We start from the raw sequence: 17890 nt of genomic DNA on the forward strand, positions 1-17890 counted from the left end.
TTACAAATATTTAGTTACTTTTACTTATAGAAAAGCCTTATTTTGGGCGCAGTTTTGGTTTCGGGATTGGTTGATTAGAAGAAGGCGGTTGATGTGTAGTAGATTTTGGGGCGGGAGTCGAACTTTTTAGAGGCTTTTTTAATGGGTCTTTATTACCCCAAACGTATTCCAAACCTTTCGCAGCTATAGCATCAAGAAATGGTTTGAGTTGATCTTGCCCCTCTTGATCATCTTGATGTTTTTTATGCTTCCACTTATCATGATCGCTATGAAAAATTGTGACAATCTCTAAATACTGCTCATCACCAATCGGTAGCATTCGATGCCAAATATGGCTAAATTTAAGTTGTTCCTTATATTTTTCTTCTTTGGTATTACGATCATATTCTTTAATGGTTATATGTCCTCCAATAGCTTCAGTTTTTTTGAAAATATTCTGATGAAATAGAGCGATCACATCACTTTGTCTTGTCTCTTTAGCATAAACAGTTACTCTGTCAGGATGCCAAGATTCTCGCCATGGCTGATAACCCTCTGGTGAATTAGGATTAAGTCTTCCCTTGCACAAACCATGTAAATCCTCAAGAAACTGTTTTAGAGCTTGAGTAGACTTAATGTCTAACCACTTGAGATCGATTCTAGACAACTCCCATTGACAACCAATCTCAAACTCTTTATAAGACTTAAGAAAAATCTGGTGAGATGCCCTGCGCCATGACTTTCCAAAACCACCCATCACGAAAGCAAATTTGAGAACATTTTCCATGAAGACAATATCTTCTTGATTTTTAGCGTCAAGATGTAAAATCCCTTCAGTCCTAAAAGTTTTAGTTTTTCCATAGTCACCATAAACTACATCTTTCTGTTGCTCCCAAAAGACTTTTAATTTACCAACATCATTAGAACTGCCAAACAGTCGATCAATTTCTTGGTCAATACATTTGTTCTCTCTTGTCACTCCTCCCAACAATCTTTTTATATGACCTCGTAGGGAAGCCTTAAATAAGTTAGGACGAAATTCAGGTTCATCACTGCGGAGGGTTGGGCTGACTCCTTGACCAATCAAAGCAACACTAATCTTAGAACTAGATACAACTGAATGATAATCGTCATTATACCCACCTAATCCATAACCTGTACTAGTTTTCCCACCTACACCTAACTGAATTGATTGCAAAAAAATCCATTCAACTTCTTTCCAATTAGTGTTTTGCGGATCTGCACTACTAAACTCAAATACCATAGTTGGCTGATAAAGACTAACCATTGTATAAGCACTTGCTGAATCTCTAGCTGATTGATCTCCTACTTGTCTAAGTTGTTGTGGATGAATTACGTCAAGCATTCGATAACGAATCTCTTCAACTGTTTTACCATCTTTCTTTTTAACCTTTACCTTTCGCATTCCCGACCAATCCCCAATAGGATATGCACCATGAAAACGAAGCCCTATTTTACTAGGCGAAGAACTATTATCCTGATTAATTTTTTCACCACAATATAACTTTCTTTGCTGTTCACTACAGGCTCGGCTAAATAGACCTTTAACACTACTACCTGACAGATAGGGAATACCATTTTTGCCCATAATTGGACGCAACACACTATCCTGTCCACAATTACTAGATAGTCTAAATGGAAAGTCGATTTTAATACGGTAGAACGAGCCGTCTAGTCCTAGTTTGGGTTCTTGATATTGTTGTCTTGGTTGTGGGTTGCTCTCAGATTTTGGGTAAACCCACTGATTACTCCATTTATCCAAATGTTGCTTATCCTCTTTCTTTCCAGCAAACTGTAAGCTACAACGCCCACTGACCTGTGCACGATACATCATCGGCACTTCTTCAGGATCGATCTCAATTTTTGGTGTTTTCTGGGATTCTGTAGGTTTCATTCCTGCTCTCTCAAATGCTTTAGAAAAAGACATATAGCTCAATCCTCCTCTCCTTTACCTTTTTTATCTTTTTTCTTGTATCGCTGTGTCCACCACACAAGTGAATCGCAAAGCTGTGTCAAAACAGTTAATGCAATACGATAGTCATCAGGAGTTTCAGCAGACATTTTCCAGATTGCAGAGCTTGTCTCTTCAATTTTAGTTGTGTCATCAAACTTGACTGTAGTATCCGCATCTGGAAGCGTAATATCTGACTCATCAAGGATTTTGCCTAAAATCTGCCAAACATCTTTCCAGTACTTGCACTTATCTTTTTTCTTCTCACGTTCAAATCTGAGATGCTCTCCCCAAAATCGCTCTAGCCCATAAGCAACAGCCATTCTCATTTTATGAGACTCATTCAAAACATCATTTTCATCACGATGTTTAATTACCAATGCTTGAGCATGGTGATCGAGATTGTAGGGATACCAGCCAGCTTTTTTTCCTTCTGTTGTAGTCATGTTTTACTCCTAGTTCAATCCTTCATATAAAGTGACATTGGTGCGCCCAAACCCGATCGATTCTAGACCGCCAAAATAAAGCTCTTTAGTCTTCTTGATATCTGCATCAGCAATGTACTCTTGCCAAGAGTTATCATCTTTGCCTTTATTCTTGATTGCCGTTGGAAAAGTTAAGATAGTTCCTTCGGGTAGAGCCTCAACATTAAAGAATGCGCCACCTGTAGCTTTTTTCTCGTTACGATCAAGGGCTATACGGCTTTGACGATATAAAGCCATATCATGAATCATCGAAATCTCTGCGTCACTGACAACTAAAACGAGATCTCTACCTGCTTTCAAATTCTCAAGTTTGTCTGGGATGTATTTACCCAGTTCTTGATCGCGAGAATCAAGGCAAATAAATCCTAAGTTGAAAAAGAGTTTGTCAATATTATCTTTAGCTCCATAGTAAGTGTGGGGTTTGAAATCATAAATAGGTTTACCTGATAACTTTTGATACCGTTTGAGAAGACGAGGACAAGAAACCCAAACTACAGGCTGACTTGGACAGTACACAGGCAACCAAACAATCGAAGCATATTCAAACTTGACCTGTGCTTCAGTTGTATCTTTCTTGTCCTCGTCTGCTTCTCCTTTCTCTGGAGCCTCTTGTCCGTACCAATAATTATAATTTTTATAGCCTTCTTCTTTCTGTCGCGGATCTTGTCGCATATCAGCCCGAAACCGTCCGCGAATAGAACTCCCTGGGATAATCCCCGTTTGAGTAAACTGATCGCGAAATATCAGATTGAGATTGCCTGATTCTTCACCTGCACTTGCTCCAACATGGAGAGGGGCAAGCGTTTCAATGATACCGTAAGCTTTTTTATACATTAGTCCACTCCTTTAATTGTAATTGGCAAACACAAACCACACCCTAAATGCTTTAGAGGTAAAGATCTTTTGTCAAAGTCTTTACCCTCATCGCTTTGTGGGAACCACTTTTTAGGGAACTTCCACCAAGTGTCATGTTCTTGATCTAGTGGATGTTTAAGCACATAAACTGTACCTGCGGGGACAGCATATCGACCAATCCCTAAATTGCTACCCATACGATACCGAAAGGTAACAGGGCGATCTGTTAGCATTTTTGGCGGTTTATCGCATGCTTTAAATGCTTGAGGATAACGGACAGATAAATTGTTGGTTCCCCAAACCGCAGGGCAGATTAGTGCAAAGCTTCTTTTAATTGGAGCAGCAAGCAAACTCAAAATGTTTGGCTCTAGCTTTTGACTTATGATTTCCACCATATGGTTCTCTCCCCCAAATCGATACCAACCATCAGCAATACTATGGGTTGAAAGATAGACTAAACAGCTATCCTCATCCATCTGGACAGCATTTTCTAAAAAAAGACTGCCTCTATCGTCTGCGTCTTTGGGTAAGCGAACATGACGTTGATCATGCTCTAGCGTAGGATGCAGAATCGATACAAACTTCCAAGGAGGTTTAGCTGCACTGTGGATAACATTTTTATCCTTATTAATGTCATTTTGTCTGTTGTTAAATATCGTATCTGCATCTAGTGGCTCATCTCCATCTTGTGGATTTTTCCAGAAATGAATACTCATCCACTTATAGTCAGATTCAACACTTTTATTATGATCTCTGTCCCATTTATCTCCCGACATTTTCCACTCATCAAATTTTTCTTCGCCAATAATGAGCGATCGCGGCATTGGCACATAAAAGTTTTGTGGCTTATTATCCTTAGCCCAAAATGCACCAGCAACCACTAGATTTTTCTTGAGTTCTTGATGCTTAGGAAGTTGTTGTTCGTAGCTATTACGAATGATTAATCCTGAAAGCGTAGCTGCATCAGGTGGAAATTTTGCCCCAGATCTCCCAACTAAATTTTCTGGAGACAGGAAAGCCCCTGCACTACCATAGAGAAATCCCAAAGGACGAACCACAATTAGATATTTGAACATAGTTGCCACCCTACTAGAATCATGCCTTCAATCCATGCAATGACCGCTTGATTTTGTTTATCTCCATCTATGCCAGTCAGATGCTTTCGCCACTTAGATTTGCTAAGCATTTTCTTTTTTTCTTTTTCTTTATCTTTATCAAAATACAAACTTAAAAGTTCAATTGCTATATCATCTTTAGGCTTGTCTGCTGTTGCTGGTGGAATCGCATGACGCGCTTTAAGCTGTCCCAAATCACTATAAACATGATTCCAATTAGCTTTTTGCCATTCCAATTTGTCAGTTGTCTTGTTTTTACAGTAAGCCTTTTTACCATCTCTATCTTTATAGTCTTTCAACCATTCCAAACATTCCCAAGGCGTAGTCCACTGCACATATTGACCATTGTTAAATACAACCCGAATCGTCACGCGATCGCGTCCCAAATTCTTAGCCAACTTCTCAGCTTCTCGGCAATGCTGCAACACATCGCGCTGCGGCACACTATGCCCTGCCCACACAAAACCCACACTGAGACTAACATCAGGCTCATCACCTTCATTTACCCTTAAGCCTTTACTTCGCATATTCTCGCGTAACTTTTCCCATTGATCGCGTAAACCGCATAGCCAATCAACAACCTCTTGTTTGTCTCTTCGTGGTTTGTCCTCAGTGCCATAAATTACACCAAGAAAATCATCCCCACCCGCATAGACCACACGACCGAGATTAAAACTCTTAAAGTCACGTCCCCAATCTCGTAAACAAAGGCTAAACTCTCTAACTTGATCAGCGTTAGACAAGCTGTTGAGATAATTTCCAATTCGATCTCCATCACCCATAAACCAACCAGTCCAATAGGTTTCTTGAGTTTTTTCGTTCTTTCGGAAATACTTTGGAAAGCTCTCTAACTCAAACGCCTTTCGATCTTCCTGTGTGATCACTCTGTAATAGTCAATTTGATTTCTAATATCTTCGTAAGTTACCAAGCGTTTGATTAATTCAGGAATACTTAAACGCTCATTTTCATTGATATAAGCCCGATCATTCTCTTTACCGTTTGGATCAGTTTTTATAGCTAGAGCAGTGTAAAAAGCCTTGATTTCTTCGGATAAATCTTGTTGATTTTGCTTACTTTCACGAGTGATTTGACGATCCATGTTTGGATAGGCGATCGCATCATGCCCCGACAAACTAGAGCTTTCACCATTCCAGTTCGGGATAGTCCAAGCACGGCGCAACTTCCGAGTTTCTAGATCTCGCATTGCACTATGAATAGGGTTGTTTTGGTCATCCTTAGAGTTGTTCTGACCGACAAATATCTCCCATGCGTGCATTTCCCATCTTTTCCATGACATCTTCCAGTCATACTTTTTCCAGTCATATTTATGATTGATATCGTTTTTAACTTTACTTTCCACCCAATCTTTGCAAGCTATGATAATTTCGCTCCAAGCATTATCTAGGGTGTCCCGAAATAGATTAAAAGCCCGATCTCGCTCAATTTCTCCGACAATCAAAATACGATTCGGCATTCCTTGTATGAGGTCAATACTTAGTTCTCCATCTTTAATTGCTGGAGAAATTACTTTGATACCATTAAGTTTTTTTGCCTCTTCGACAATGCGATAGCTCAAATAAGACAAAATTTGTGATGCACCATAGAGATCGCGCAACTTACGAGACTTCTCGATAAAGCCTTGCACAGGTGCAAATGTAATTACCGTGTATTTCACATCTTTAGTTTCTTGGGTTTGTGGCTTTTCATTAATTTGTAATACTGTCGTCACGATCGCCTTACCTCCCACACACATTTACAAAGGCAATTTATCAGATATTTATCATGATAGCTAATTTATGAAAATATTTTTATAATTTATATATACGACTCAAAGTATCTTAATAAACATAAATTCATGGCTAATGATAATTTTTAATAAATATTGTCATTTACTTGACATATCACTATGCCGAAGACTAACAACTTACATCCCTACAGCGATCGCCAAGCCTTTGAGCGGCTCCTTCTCCTCATTGCCACCTTCATTCATCACCCCGGCATCGGCTGCCCAGATCGCATCGGCAATAACTCCCAATCTGCCCATGAATCCTTAGAATCCGTTCAAGCAAAAGTCTATGAAGTTGCCCAACAATACAATATTTCATTAACTAAATATTCCATTCCCACCCTTCGCAAAGACTTAGTTACACTCCGTAAATATGGGCTTTTAGAAAAGCGAATTTATCGTTGGGGCTACTTCCTCGGAACAGGCGTGATGTCCTTTAAAGACTTACAAGTAGCTCTCAATGCCCTCAACTCAATGGCAAAATATCAGCGATCGCCCCAAGCAATCCGTATTTACCAAGAACTCGAAAAAAAACTACGTGGCAAACAAATCTTAGAATCCACAGACTATCTCTATCCCGTGCGATCGCAAATAGATCGAGCAATCATCTACACCGATCTCGATGAAATGCTAGATATCAAGAAAAATCGTCACAATCTTTATCATTGTTTAGAGCAAGTAGAAACAGCGATCGCGATCGGACAAGCAATCACCATCTATCGATATACCGACCCCTATAGTCAGAAAATTGGATATTTACAAGTCTTCCCATTGCAATTGATTTATCACGATATTGCTTGGTATTTGCTCTATGAGTACGTTGATAATGGTCATTTAGAAATTGAACGGATTGACCGCTTCACTGACCAAATCCAATTCGTTAACCAACCCAGAGGAACCGATCTCCAAAAATCAAGTTTAACTGTGGCAATGAATCTATTTAAAAAAGGCTGGGGTCTGTTTCTCGGTGAACCCTCTGAACAAACTAAAGAAATTGCAGGAACCCTAGAATATATTCAAATCAAAATACGTTTTTTCCCGCCCGTAATTGCTTTTATCGAAGAGGGAGAAAAAAGACATATTTCTCAAGTGATTGATCGAAGTGGCAAACCCGACTATATCGATTACAACATTTCCCTACCGCCGCGATCGGTGAATGAGTTTTGTCGTTGGGTGCATCAGTTTGCTCATAATGCTCAGGTACTAGAACCACAAAGTCTACGCGATCGCTTTCGCTCTACAGCGCTGAAGTTAGCAGCTTTATATAAAGTTTCAGAATAATTGTACTGTGGAGCTTAGCAGTCATTTATTTACCCAACCTGCACTCATGGCAACTGCAAGAAATAGCATGATTAACAGATCTTTTCGTGACAAAGCCATGCTGTATAATTACTTCGCGCCTAGATCATCAAAAGACATTCAAATCCATGACCCTTCGCATTTACAACACACTTACACGTCGCAAAGAAGACTTTATTCCCCTCGAAACAGGGATTGTGAAAATGTATGTTTGTGGTGTAACTGTCTATAACTACTGCCACTTAGGTCATGCTAGAGCCTACGTGATTTGGGACATGATTCGGCGCTATTTGGCGACCAAATATCAAATTAAGTATGTCCAGAATATTACGGACATTGATGACAAGATTTTAAAAAAGGCACAGGAAAATAACACCACAATGCAGGCGATCGCAGAGCAGTATATCGCCGCCTATGACGAAGACATGGCAAAGCTGAATATTGCCAAAGCCGATGACTATCCTCGCGCCACAGAGACAATTCCTGAAATTATTGAACTAATTCAACAATTGATTGATCGTGGCTATGCCTATGCATCTGGAGGCGATGTCTATTACGCAGTGCAAAAGTTTCCCAGTTATGGCAAGCTCTCAGGACGTAAGCTGGAAGACATGCAAGCAGGGGCAAGTGGTCGCGTCGATGAGCAGGAAGAGCAAAAGCGCTATCCCTTTGATTTTGCTCTGTGGAAAGCTGCTAAACCGAGTGAACCATTTTGGGAATCTCCTTGGGGAAATGGTCGCCCTGGTTGGCATATTGAATGCTCAGCAATGGTACGGCAGTTAGGTGAAACCATTGATATTCATGCAGGTGGCACAGACTTACAGTTTCCACACCATGAGAATGAAATCGCCCAGTCAGAAGCAGCTTATGCAAAGCCCCTCGCCAAATATTGGATGCACAACGGATTTGTGAATATTGATGGCGAGAAGATGTCGAAATCACTAAATAATTTCACAACGATTCGGGATTTGACTTCTCATTTTGACCCAATGGCAATCCGTTTATTTATCTTGCAAGCTCAGTACCGCCAACCGATAGACTTTACCGAAGAAGCAATTAGTGCCGCAACCAAGGGCTGGGAAACAATTCGCGATGGAATGTTGTTTGCCGCAGATTTTGGTGCAAAGTTAGGCTGGGAAAATCTGGAAATTCCTACTCGAAAAGATGTGGGTGAAGCGATCGCCTGTTTTGAAGAAGCAATGGATGATGATTTTAATACTTCCGTAGCAATGTCCCATGTGTTTGAATTAGCTAAGAAGTTACGCTCAAAACGGAACTCTCTATCCCATGCTGGTAAAACCGCTGCAAGTTCTGACGTTTTATTGAGAGATTGGCAAGCCTTGTATTACATGACCAATGTTTTGGGCTTTGTTGCTGATATTAGCGATCGCCAAGGTGATTCAGATGACATCAGTGAAGCTGAAATAGAATCTTTAATCCAGCAACGGATTGAGGCGAAGAAGGCGAAAAATTATCAAGAAGGCGATCGCATTCGTAATGAACTAAAAGCCTTGGGGATTACCCTCGTTGATCAAAAAGATGGGACAACACGCTGGCTTAAAGCATAATTACTGATGTTACGTGGAAGGAATCCTGCGATCCTCAAGGTTGGGAGCTGGCACGGGGGCGAAGCCCCTACAAAACATAAATTTCTCAGGTAGGGGCAATGCCCCCGTGCTTGCCCTGTTATGCTAGCAGCAAGAGATTCATCATCTGCGTTCCACGTAACATCAGTAATTAGTCACAAACTCGCTAAATCTAGCGCCGTTTGCACAGAATAGCCCAAATGCTTCCATGCCGCCGCCGTAGCCACCCGACCGCGAGGTGTACGATTGATATAGCCAATCTGTAATAAATATGGCTCATAGACTTCTTCAATCGTGTGGGCATCCTCACCTGTCGCCGCCGCCAAGGTGTCCAAACCTGCGGGACCGCCATTAAAGTTCTCAATTAATACCGTTAACAATTTGCGATCAATCCAGTCCAAACCTTTAGGATCGACATTAAATAATTCCAGAGCCGATTCCGCGATCGCCCCTGTAATTTGTTCACCTTTAGCCTTAACTTCAGCATAATCCCGTACTCTCTTTAAGAGACGATTGGCAATCCGAGGCGTACCTCGCGATCTTGCCGCGATCGCGATCGCCCCATCGTCATGGATTGGGGTCTCCAGAATCTTCGCACTACGAGAGACAATCTGTGTTAGTTCATCCTGCTCATAAAAACGGAAATGTTGCACAAAGCCAAAGCGATCGCGCAATGGCGAAGATAAAGCTCCAATTCTCGTTGTTGCCCCAATCAGTGTAAATTTATTTAACTGCACACTGCGAATCCTTGCCCCTTGTCCTTTCCCAATCGTAATATCAAGGCGATAATCTTCCATTGCAGGATAGAGAATCTCTTCTGTCACATTCGGTAAGCGATGGATTTCATCAATAAAGAGAATGTCTCCTTGCTGTAGCGAAACCAGTAAACCAGCGACATCACGGGGACGTTCTAGGGCAGGAGCCGAAGTGATTTTACATTGCACTCCCATTTCCTGCGCAATGATTAGAGCTAGGGAAGTTTTTCCCAAGCCGGGGGGACCATACAAGAGCAAATGATCGAGGGCTGAAGAACGAGATTTTGCCGCCGCGATCGCGATATGGAGTAACTCCTTTAAATCTTTCTGTCCAATGTAGTCTTTGAGATTTTTGGGACGAATATTAATATCAACCGAAACTTGGGCAGGAGAATCTTTGGCTAGTTGATCCTCTAGCTTTTCCTCTGGTGTGGCTTCCGCTTGTAGTAAATCTAATGCCTGTTGCATTTCGGGCGATGTTACTTCTTTCTTCGCAGATTTTTTAGGCGATCGGGAGGTTGACTTTTGACCTGCGGTCTTTGCAGGATTCGCTGCCGATGGATTTTGAGAGTCAAATTGATTAGCAGGGCGATCGCCTTCAGGATTTGGACTTGGTTTAGAGGAGATGATTGCCATATGCTTTCGGTTGCTCAAATTTATAGATATCTTCGATCAGTTGCACCCAACCATCAACTAAAGAATTAAGAATTTTCTCACCTTTTTCTTTGGTCGCAGCCTTAGCATCACCCAAAACCCCACTGCGAGTCAAATCACGCATTACCCATGCAAAGGGGTTTGCTGATTCCATACTCAGTAAACTATTTTCAGGTAAACCATAGGGATATTCGGTAACTGCCTTATCCATTTGGACTTGCTCAGGCAAAAGCGCTAACATCAGGCTAGTTTCGGCATCACCACCATGAATTCCAAATTCTAATTCTTGTTCAGTCAATAAATCCTTAGCCGAATTGGGAACGCGCCAAGTAAAGAGCGGAAAAATTGCCAAGTCAGAATATTGCTCATGGAGATCGCGAGCAACTATCTCCAAAATCTGCGGCTGTCCCCCATGAGAATTCATCAAGGCAAGCTTCCGAAATCCTGCTCGATAGACACTTTCGGCAATATCTGTCAAGACTGCTAGCATCGTCTGCGATCGCATGGTTATCGTGCCTGCAAAAGTACTATGCTCATTCGATTTACCATAATACAGAGGTGGCAAAGCATAGGCAGGAATCGCGGGGTCTAATTTTTCTAAAGCCCTTGCCAACACCCCAATACTAATTGCCGCATCAACAATTAAAGGTAAATGTGCGCCATGCTGCTCGATCGCCCCCATAGGTTGAATAATTACCACGTTTTGCTTATCTGGCATTGAGGCGATCGCTGGTGAAGTAAGGTAAGCAAAATATCGATGATTAGGGAAATAACTCATGTCGATTTTAGGGTTCCGCGATTTATCCTAGAACAATTTCCAAAATTAAAGTTCTTGGATTCAAAGATGAATGAATTTAGCCGCAAAATACATACTTATGTGAAACTTTAAATAAATATGCTGTATGTAATAATTGTTTCAGTATGCAATATAACTCAATTATGCAAACACTCCAACCAGATATATTTGTCAAAAGCCCTGACAGCGAGTACTTAATGCTCGTAGAAGTAAAGCTTAAAGACACGAGAGATTCTGTAAATCGTGCGATCGATTCTCTCAAGAGATCGATGGTCTCTTTTGATTGCTCCCTTGGGCTGCTTGTGGCTGGCGAGCGCGTTATTCTTCTACGAGACACTTTAGAGGAATATAACGGTGCTTCGATTTATACTGTAGGCGAAGCAAAACTTCCAGTATCTTTACTCCCTCCTGCGGATGGTCAGTGGCAAGACGGAGGTGCTTTAGAATTTGAATCGCAGGTTCAAAATTGGCTTGAAAGCTTGAAACTAAGATCTAATGTAGATAAACTTCCAAGTGATTTAAAAACATTACTAAGTGGTGCAGTCACCAACCTTCTGCAATGGGGTGAAGTGAGGGCTGCTGGATTTCGCTCGAAGCAAAGTAAGGCTATCAAGTGAAACCAAGAGCAGTTTTAGTCGAAACAAATTGGGTCGTGGATGTTATAGCTCCAGCCCATTTGCAAAAGCAACAGGCTATCGATTTACTCACACGCGCTCAGGCTGGTGAGTTCGGGTTGTATGTTCCTGCTATATGTCTTACAGAAGCAAGGGAAACTGTACCTCGTCGATTTAACCCACGGTCTCAATCTGCGGATTTACGCAATTTTCTCAAATGGGCAAAAAGTCAAGGCAAAGTGAATCCTGAAGATGCAAAAGCTGCCTTTCGTGTATTTGATCAATTTGACGGATTGGTTGCCAATGAACTCACCAAAGTTTCTGAACGACTGACCGAGTTGGCGAACCTCCCTCATCTCAACGTATTTCCGCTGTCGGAGCCAATGCTAGAGCGCCAAGTGACAATTGGAGCACTAGATTTATCACTAAAACCCTACGATTTAGCTGTATTGGCAGCAGTTCTCGTTAAGGCAGAAGAATTACACCAACAGAATCACTCTTGGGTTGGTTTCTGTGAATTGGATTCTGATCTACTGCCGTGGGACAGATCTGGCGATCGCAAATCCATACTTAGAGATTTATACGATCAAGCTCGAATATGGGTATATGACAATTTTCTTGTAGAAGATACCGAAGCAATTCCCGATCAATGGACTAATGCAAATTAGCAAAGTTTGAAAAGTTTGAATTGTGAAACTGATCCCCACTTCAGATAAACTAATAACTGAAAGTAACTAAAAGTGTTATGACGACTGTTTCTGAGAACCTGAAAATTACCCAAAACGGCACACAAAACTCTAAAGCCGAACCAATTATAGATGGCAGTGAAAATCTTGGTGTAATTGTCAGACGCAAAACTCGACCTGTACAAGTGGGCAATATCACCATTGGCGGTGGCTCTCCTGTCGTAGTGCAGTCGATGATTAATGAAGACACCCTTGATATTGATGGCTCCGTAGCAGGAATTCGCCGCTTGCATGAAATTGGTTGCGAAATTGTGCGCGTCACTGTCCCCAGCATGGCTCACGCTGCGGCTCTCTCAGAAATTCGTCAAAAACTCAAACGTACTTATCTCGATGTGCCTCTGGTTGCTGATGTCCACCACAATGGCATGAAAATTGCCCTCGAAGTTGCCAAGCATATCCACAAAGTCCGCATCAATCCAGGACTATATGTATTCGAGAAACCCAAAGCCAACCGTACCGAATACACCCAATCAGAGTTTGACGAAATTGCTGAAAAAGTCCGTGATACCCTCAAGCCTCTAGTTTTAAGCCTTAAAGAACAGGGCAAAGCAATGCGAATTGGGGTAAATCATGGCTCACTTGCTGAGCGGATGTTATTTACCTATGGTGACACTCCTCAGGGCATGGTCGAATCTGCGATCGAATTTATTCGCATTTGTGAAGATCTAGACTTTAGAAATATCGTGATCTCCATGAAAGCTTCTCGTGTACCTGTGATGATTGCAGCTTACCAGCTAATGGTTAAGCGCATGGATCAACTGGGGATGGACTACCCCCTACACTTAGGTGTAACAGAAGCAGGTGACGGTGAATATGGTCGGATCAAGTCAACTGCAGGTATTGCTACATTATTAGCTCAAGGCATTGGTGATACTATTCGTGTTTCTCTCACCGAAGCTCCCGAAAAGGAAATACCTGTCTGCTACAGTATTTTACAGTCCCTTGGACTACGTAAGACGATGGTGGAGTATGTGGCTTGTCCATCATGTGGACGCACCTTATTTAATCTTGAAGAAGTCTTGCACAAAGTCCGCGAAGCTACTAGCCATCTAGTAGGTCTAGATATAGCAGTAATGGGCTGTATTGTGAATGGTCCCGGTGAAATGGCAGACGCTGACTATGGCTATGTTGGCAAAACTCCTGGAATAATCTCACTCTATCGCGGCAAGGAAGAAATCAAACGTGTACCTGAAGCCGAAGGTGTAGAACAATTAATAGCCCTCATTAAATCTGACGATCGCTGGGTCGACCCTTAAGTAACCTCAGTTCAGATTAATTTAAAATTGTTTCCTATAGAGGGTTCGCTCGCAGCACGCCTAAAATCCAAAACAATAAAAGACCTGCTTCGCAAGTCTTTTATTGTTTTGGATTTTTAAATTTTGTCGCTTATCCCGAACTCACGTTAAATATCTAAAGATCTGTAAAAGAGAAAGCTTATGTACAATTGTCGCAACATAATAAAAGATATTCAATAATACAAGTTCTAATTTGGAGAATCGCTTTTGTTGAATAACTTTAGATTATATTGATTAGCAAAAATGTGACTACACTTTCACTAATCGGTATAATCTGTAAAAAGATGAGAAAGATTTTGTTTAAACTGCTCAAAACCGTATTTCTCAATCACTTTTTGTCTAAGAATCTCAGGTTTATACAGAATTGATAAAGAATGTTTATTCATCAAAATTTGGACTATAGTCTCTCCTATTTCATTTATGCTATCAGGATTAACTAGAGCACCTAAATCTCCATTACACAAAGCATCGAGCGCTCCATCTTGATTGCCACCAATTGTTGGTTTACCAGACGCTAAAGCTTCTAAATAAACAATCCCAAAACCCTCTCCCTTACTAGGCATTGCAAACACATCACAGAGATTGTAGTAATCCGCTAATTCGTAATCTGGAACAAAACCAGTAAAGATTACGCAATCTCTGACATCCATATCATCAACAATTGCTTCAATGCGATCTCGGTCATCCCCCTTCCCAACCAATAGGTAGCAAATATTGGGAATCTGAAGACGAATAGCTGGTAGAGCTTGAATGATCTGGTCATAGCCTTTATAGCGATCTCCCCCAGCCAACCTAGATACAGTTAAAATTATTGGCTGGTCAGGATGCAATTGATGACGGTTTAGTAGATATTGAGGTTTAGGTTTGACAGTAAATTGATCATCATCAAAAGTTACGGGTAGAAGAGAGATAAGCTCATGTGAAATATTTTGTTCAGTGATGATGCGATTACGAGTATAGTCACCTATTGAAATAATCTTTTGTGCTGACTTCAGACCATCTATTTTAGACGAATCTTCAATATTCCATGCATCAATACCATAGACAATTAACCAATATGGGATTTTTAATAGTCTAGAAATCTTTGCTGCAAGTGGTGAAAAATTAATATGACCACAAATAATTAAATCAGGGGAGGCTTTTATTGCAGAAAATAATAATTGAGCAGCAAAGATTGGAGTATGTAAAAAAGTCGATTTCCATCTCCCTGCAAATCTAAGTTTTGTCTGCTTATCAAACTTAATATTTTCTGTTGAGAAAGCATCATTCTTGATAAATACAGAGCGATCACTATTTGGTAGAACTTCCTCTAATGCACGAATCAAAAAAGCAGAATAAACCTGAATACCACCTTTAAATTGAAAGATATCAGGTAGCCAAATATGGATTTTGGGAGTTTTAGTCATCTAGCAGTAAAATAAATGATAATTTGTACGGCGTGACGAAGCCACGCCATACAAATTATCATTTATTTTACTGCTAGTTTTCTTTGCATTGCTTCAACCATAATTTGTATGATTTGATGAACTCCTGTAGTAGCATACCACCCTAGCTTCTGATTAGCTTTACTAGGATTAGCACAACTTATTGTAATGTCAGTTGGTCTATACAAAGATTGATCAGAAATTACATACTCCTCCCAATTTAGCTCCAAAATTCCAAAAGCCTCAGCAATAAAATCTGACAAACTGATTGTTTTTCCTGTGGCGATCACAAAGTCATTAGGTTGTTCTTGTTGGAGCATGAGGTACATAGCTTTTACATAGTCTGGAGCATATCCCCAGTCTCTTTGAATATCAATATTACCTAATATCAACTTTTCTATTTGTCCGTTTGCAATACGACAGGCAGCACCAATAATTTTTTGGGTTACAAAGCGATCATGTCGCAAAGGGGATTCATGGTTAAAAAGGATACCAGAGCAAGCAAATAGTTTATATGCTTCACGGTAGTTAGATACTTGCCAAAAAGCCGTAGACTTAGCTACAGCATAAGGACTGCGAGGACGAAATGAAGTTTCTTCATCGGCAGGTAACCCAAAAGTGTCACCGAAACATTCGCTAGAACCAGCGTTATAAAATTTGATAGGCTTACCAAGAAACCTAATTGATTCGAGTAAATTGAGTGTACCTGTAGCAATACTTTCTAATGTCTCGACAGGTTGTTCAAAGGACAAACTTACTGAACTTTGTCCAGCTAAATTGTATATTTCGTCTGGTTGGACTTGGGTTAAAACTTGTAGTACACTGCGAAAATCAGTAAGAGACATAGATAATGACTTGACGCGATCGCGTATTCCTAAATATTGCAAATTTTGTAAAGTTGATATTTGAGCATCACGAGAAGTTCCATATACTTCATAACCGTGATTTAATAAAAGTTGAGATAGATAAGCGCCATCCTGTCCTGATATACCACAAATTAATGCTTTTTTTTGCATTTTTTTCACTTAAGGTTATTCTATTTAATCTTCTATAATAAATGATGGTTTTATTTAAAATCACTACCTAATATTTTGTCTTTCAGATAGCAAATTATTTTATGAGTAAATTGCTAGGCATTTAACTCTTTGCTTGATCAAGTCCAATACTTTTTGTTTCTTGGCTTTCAAGATTTGGCAATAAGTAAATAAATCCACTAAAAAACCAGAAATACGGTAACATGGTTGGGTCAGTTACTAGCTGTCTACCTATATGAATTAGTTGGAATAAAAATACAGCTAATGCTAATTTTTTGTAAAAAGGATTTTTTAGATTGATAAATACACAGTATAAATATATTAAGATAGCTAATCTAAGTCCATACCATAAAATAAAACCCAATAGCCCTATTTCAATCATGACTCTCCCAGGCTCTTCTTCGTAAGGTGGCAGTTTCTCACCTACAGGTAAATCTAAAAGCTGCCTCAGACTAGCTGATCCACCTTGGGTGGCTCCTACACCATAACCGTCAACTCTATCTTTAGAAAAAACAAAAATATCATTAAAGTATCCAAATGCACGATCAACCACTGAGTCACTAGCTGTATCTGCTCGATTGGTATAAGATTGAATTGCTGGTTGAAAGTAGATTATAGCCATTAATGTTGCTATAACTAAGGGTAAAAACAAACTAAAAACAAAATTGATAGCAGTCTTATAACTATTAAACAATAAACAAATTGCATAGATAATAGTGAATAAGAATATGTAAATCATGACTGCTCTCGAACCACTCATGAAACAATTAACAACGATAAGTGTCAGCTCTAAAATATAAATCAACTGCCACTTAATTGAGTATGTTTGAGAAAGAAAAACTACTAACAATGAAAAACAAACTGCAAGATAAACTTTCAGCCCTTGCAAATACGAAAAAGTTCCTGTGATTCTGACAAACTCACCTGCTGTAGCAATTCCTTCCTCTGAACCAGACACATACATATTTAATGAGCTATCTACAGGGCTAAAAAATTGAACAATACCTAAAATACAAATAGGAATTAGTAAGAATAAATAGTTTCGCAAGAATTTATACAACTCAGACTCTGAGTCAAACAAATGTGGAATTATCCACATAAGAGGAATGTATAATAAGTATGCTCTAATACCTAGTAATCCTATAATTGGAGATCCTAGGCTAGGATTAAAAGACTGTAAACAGCAAACAATAGCTATAGTGATTGTTAATTCTTTGATAAATGGATACCGATCTACTAGTTGTCGAGATCGTCTAGCAAAACCAATGTAAGCGCCAATTAGTATAAAGTCTTTAAGAAAGTAAATCAAATCTCTTGCTTGCGGAAAAAACCATCGCCTTAGAGCACCCTCAAATAAAACGATCACAAGAATGGTTTTAATCGATAGTTTCCAATTCTGTGATGCTCCAAAGATGATCAGTAAAACTAGTATTGATAAGCCTACTATTTCCATTTTCTAATGCTATATTTTTTTACTAGTTGTAGATTAAAATC

The 17890-nt window shown here is 40.0% G+C and carries 15 protein-coding genes; 5 read left to right on the forward strand and 10 right to left on the reverse strand.

Translation table 11 applies throughout. The features are described from left to right. Window positions 1–37: 37 nt before the first annotated feature. The 5 genes from ABM313_RS07585 to ABM313_RS07605 are packed head-to-tail and all read right to left on the reverse strand — an operon-like array spanning window position 38 to window position 6136. The gene (locus ABM313_RS07585) at window positions 38–1927 is read right to left on the reverse strand and encodes a hypothetical protein (RefSeq protein ID WP_434687045.1); all 1890 of its coding nucleotides are present in this window, start codon (window positions 1925–1927) and stop codon (window positions 38–40) included. Between the two features lie 5 nt (window positions 1928–1932). Continuing rightward, a complete protein-coding gene (locus ABM313_RS07590) occupies window positions 1933–2397 on the reverse strand; it encodes a hypothetical protein (protein WP_434687046.1) in 465 nt (154 codons plus the stop codon). Between the two features lie 9 nt (window positions 2398–2406). Further along, window positions 2407–3270: an RAMP superfamily CRISPR-associated protein gene (locus ABM313_RS07595; RefSeq protein ID WP_434687047.1), complete on the reverse strand. Its 864-nt coding sequence runs from the start codon at window positions 3268–3270 to the stop codon at window positions 2407–2409. Next, a complete protein-coding gene (locus ABM313_RS07600; protein WP_434687048.1) occupies window positions 3270–4367 on the reverse strand; it encodes a CRISPR-associated protein in 1098 nt (365 codons plus the stop codon). The genes ABM313_RS07595 and ABM313_RS07600 overlap by 1 nt, the downstream gene beginning before the upstream one ends. Then, window positions 4352–6136 (reverse strand): type III-B CRISPR-associated protein Cas10/Cmr2, encoded by a 1785-nt coding sequence (locus tag ABM313_RS07605; RefSeq protein ID WP_434687049.1) that lies wholly within the window; start codon window positions 6134–6136, stop codon window positions 4352–4354. The genes ABM313_RS07600 and ABM313_RS07605 overlap by 16 nt, the downstream gene beginning before the upstream one ends. Before the next feature lie 177 nt (window positions 6137–6313). On the opposite strand from ABM313_RS07605, the gene ABM313_RS07610 reads away from it, so the two are divergent. After that, the gene (locus ABM313_RS07610; protein ID WP_434687050.1) at window positions 6314–7474 is read left to right on the forward strand and encodes a helix-turn-helix transcriptional regulator; all 1161 of its coding nucleotides are present in this window, start codon (window positions 6314–6316) and stop codon (window positions 7472–7474) included. 146 nt (window positions 7475–7620) lie between these two features. After that, a complete protein-coding gene (cysS, locus tag ABM313_RS07615) occupies window positions 7621–9060 on the forward strand; it encodes a cysteine--tRNA ligase (RefSeq protein ID WP_434687051.1) in 1440 nt (479 codons plus the stop codon). 173 nt (window positions 9061–9233) lie between these two features. Here cysS and ruvB read toward each other — a convergent pair whose 3' ends face one another. Both ruvB and ABM313_RS07625 read right to left on the reverse strand, forming a co-directional pair. Then, window positions 9234–10469 carry a Holliday junction branch migration DNA helicase RuvB gene (gene ruvB, locus ABM313_RS07620; protein WP_434687052.1) on the reverse strand — a complete coding sequence of 412 codons (1236 nt, stop codon included), beginning with the start codon at window positions 10467–10469 and terminating at the stop codon, window positions 9234–9236. After that, window positions 10450–11265, reverse strand: coding sequence for a creatininase family protein (locus tag ABM313_RS07625; RefSeq protein WP_434687053.1), 816 nt, complete (start codon window positions 11263–11265; stop codon window positions 10450–10452). The genes ruvB and ABM313_RS07625 overlap by 20 nt, the downstream gene beginning before the upstream one ends. Before the next feature lie 161 nt (window positions 11266–11426). Between ABM313_RS07625 and ABM313_RS07630 the strand changes: the two genes are divergently transcribed. The 3 genes from ABM313_RS07630 (at window position 11427) to ispG (ending at window position 13899) form a co-directional block, all read left to right on the forward strand. Further along, window positions 11427–11900: a hypothetical protein gene (locus tag ABM313_RS07630; protein ID WP_434687054.1), complete on the forward strand. Its 474-nt coding sequence runs from the start codon at window positions 11427–11429 to the stop codon at window positions 11898–11900. Next, on the forward strand, window positions 11897–12565 hold the full coding sequence (locus tag ABM313_RS07635) for a hypothetical protein (protein WP_434687055.1): 669 nt from the start codon (window positions 11897–11899) through the stop codon (window positions 12563–12565). The genes ABM313_RS07630 and ABM313_RS07635 overlap by 4 nt, the downstream gene beginning before the upstream one ends. Before the next feature lie 77 nt (window positions 12566–12642). Beyond that, window positions 12643–13899, forward strand: a complete 1257-nt coding sequence (gene ispG / locus ABM313_RS07640; protein WP_434687056.1) for a (E)-4-hydroxy-3-methylbut-2-enyl-diphosphate synthase — start codon at window positions 12643–12645, stop codon at window positions 13897–13899. A gap of 299 nt (window positions 13900–14198) precedes the next feature. Here the strand turns inward: ispG and ABM313_RS07645 are convergent, their stop codons facing one another. The 3 genes from ABM313_RS07645 to ABM313_RS07655 form a co-directional block, all read right to left on the reverse strand. Then, window positions 14199–15344, reverse strand: a complete 1146-nt coding sequence (locus ABM313_RS07645) for a glycosyltransferase family 4 protein (RefSeq protein ID WP_434687057.1) — start codon at window positions 15342–15344, stop codon at window positions 14199–14201. Between the two features lie 62 nt (window positions 15345–15406). After that, window positions 15407–16378, reverse strand: a complete 972-nt coding sequence (locus ABM313_RS07650; RefSeq protein WP_434687058.1) for a GDP-mannose 4,6-dehydratase — start codon at window positions 16376–16378, stop codon at window positions 15407–15409. Window positions 16379–16499: 121 nt separating this feature from the next. Next, a complete protein-coding gene (locus tag ABM313_RS07655; RefSeq protein ID WP_434687059.1) occupies window positions 16500–17849 on the reverse strand; it encodes a hypothetical protein in 1350 nt (449 codons plus the stop codon). Window positions 17850–17890 lie beyond the last annotated feature (41 nt).

The sequence above is a fragment of the Pseudanabaena minima str. Chao 2107 genome (genome assembly GCF_051131155.1).
GTDB lineage: Bacteria > Cyanobacteriota > Cyanobacteriia > Pseudanabaenales > Pseudanabaenaceae > Pseudanabaena > Pseudanabaena minima.

Bases quoted from the DNA above. Each gene is read 5' to 3' on its own strand.
- ABM313_RS07585 (WP_434687045.1), bottom strand. From the start codon at position 1,927: ATGTCTTTTTCTAAAGCATTTGAGAGAGCAGGAATGAAACCTACAGAA.
- ABM313_RS07590 (WP_434687046.1), bottom strand. From the start codon at position 2,397: ATGACTACAACAGAAGGAAAAAAAGCTGGCTGGTATCCCTACAATCTC.
- ABM313_RS07595 (WP_434687047.1), bottom strand. From the start codon at position 3,270: ATGTATAAAAAAGCTTACGGTATCATTGAAACGCTTGCCCCTCTCCAT.
- ABM313_RS07600 (WP_434687048.1), bottom strand. From the start codon at position 4,367: ATGTTCAAATATCTAATTGTGGTTCGTCCTTTGGGATTTCTCTATGGT.
- ABM313_RS07610 (WP_434687050.1), top strand. From the start codon at position 6,314: ATGCCGAAGACTAACAACTTACATCCCTACAGCGATCGCCAAGCCTTT.
- cysS (WP_434687051.1), top strand. From the start codon at position 7,621: ATGACCCTTCGCATTTACAACACACTTACACGTCGCAAAGAAGACTTT.
- ruvB (WP_434687052.1), bottom strand. From the start codon at position 10,469: ATGGCAATCATCTCCTCTAAACCAAGTCCAAATCCTGAAGGCGATCGC.
- ABM313_RS07625 (WP_434687053.1), bottom strand. From the start codon at position 11,265: ATGAGTTATTTCCCTAATCATCGATATTTTGCTTACCTTACTTCACCA.
- ABM313_RS07630 (WP_434687054.1), top strand. From the start codon at position 11,427: ATGCAAACACTCCAACCAGATATATTTGTCAAAAGCCCTGACAGCGAG.
- ispG (WP_434687056.1), top strand. From the start codon at position 12,643: ATGACGACTGTTTCTGAGAACCTGAAAATTACCCAAAACGGCACACAA.
- ABM313_RS07645 (WP_434687057.1), bottom strand. From the start codon at position 15,344: ATGACTAAAACTCCCAAAATCCATATTTGGCTACCTGATATCTTTCAA.
- ABM313_RS07650 (WP_434687058.1), bottom strand. From the start codon at position 16,378: ATGCAAAAAAAAGCATTAATTTGTGGTATATCAGGACAGGATGGCGCT.
- ABM313_RS07655 (WP_434687059.1), bottom strand. From the start codon at position 17,849: ATGGAAATAGTAGGCTTATCAATACTAGTTTTACTGATCATCTTTGGA.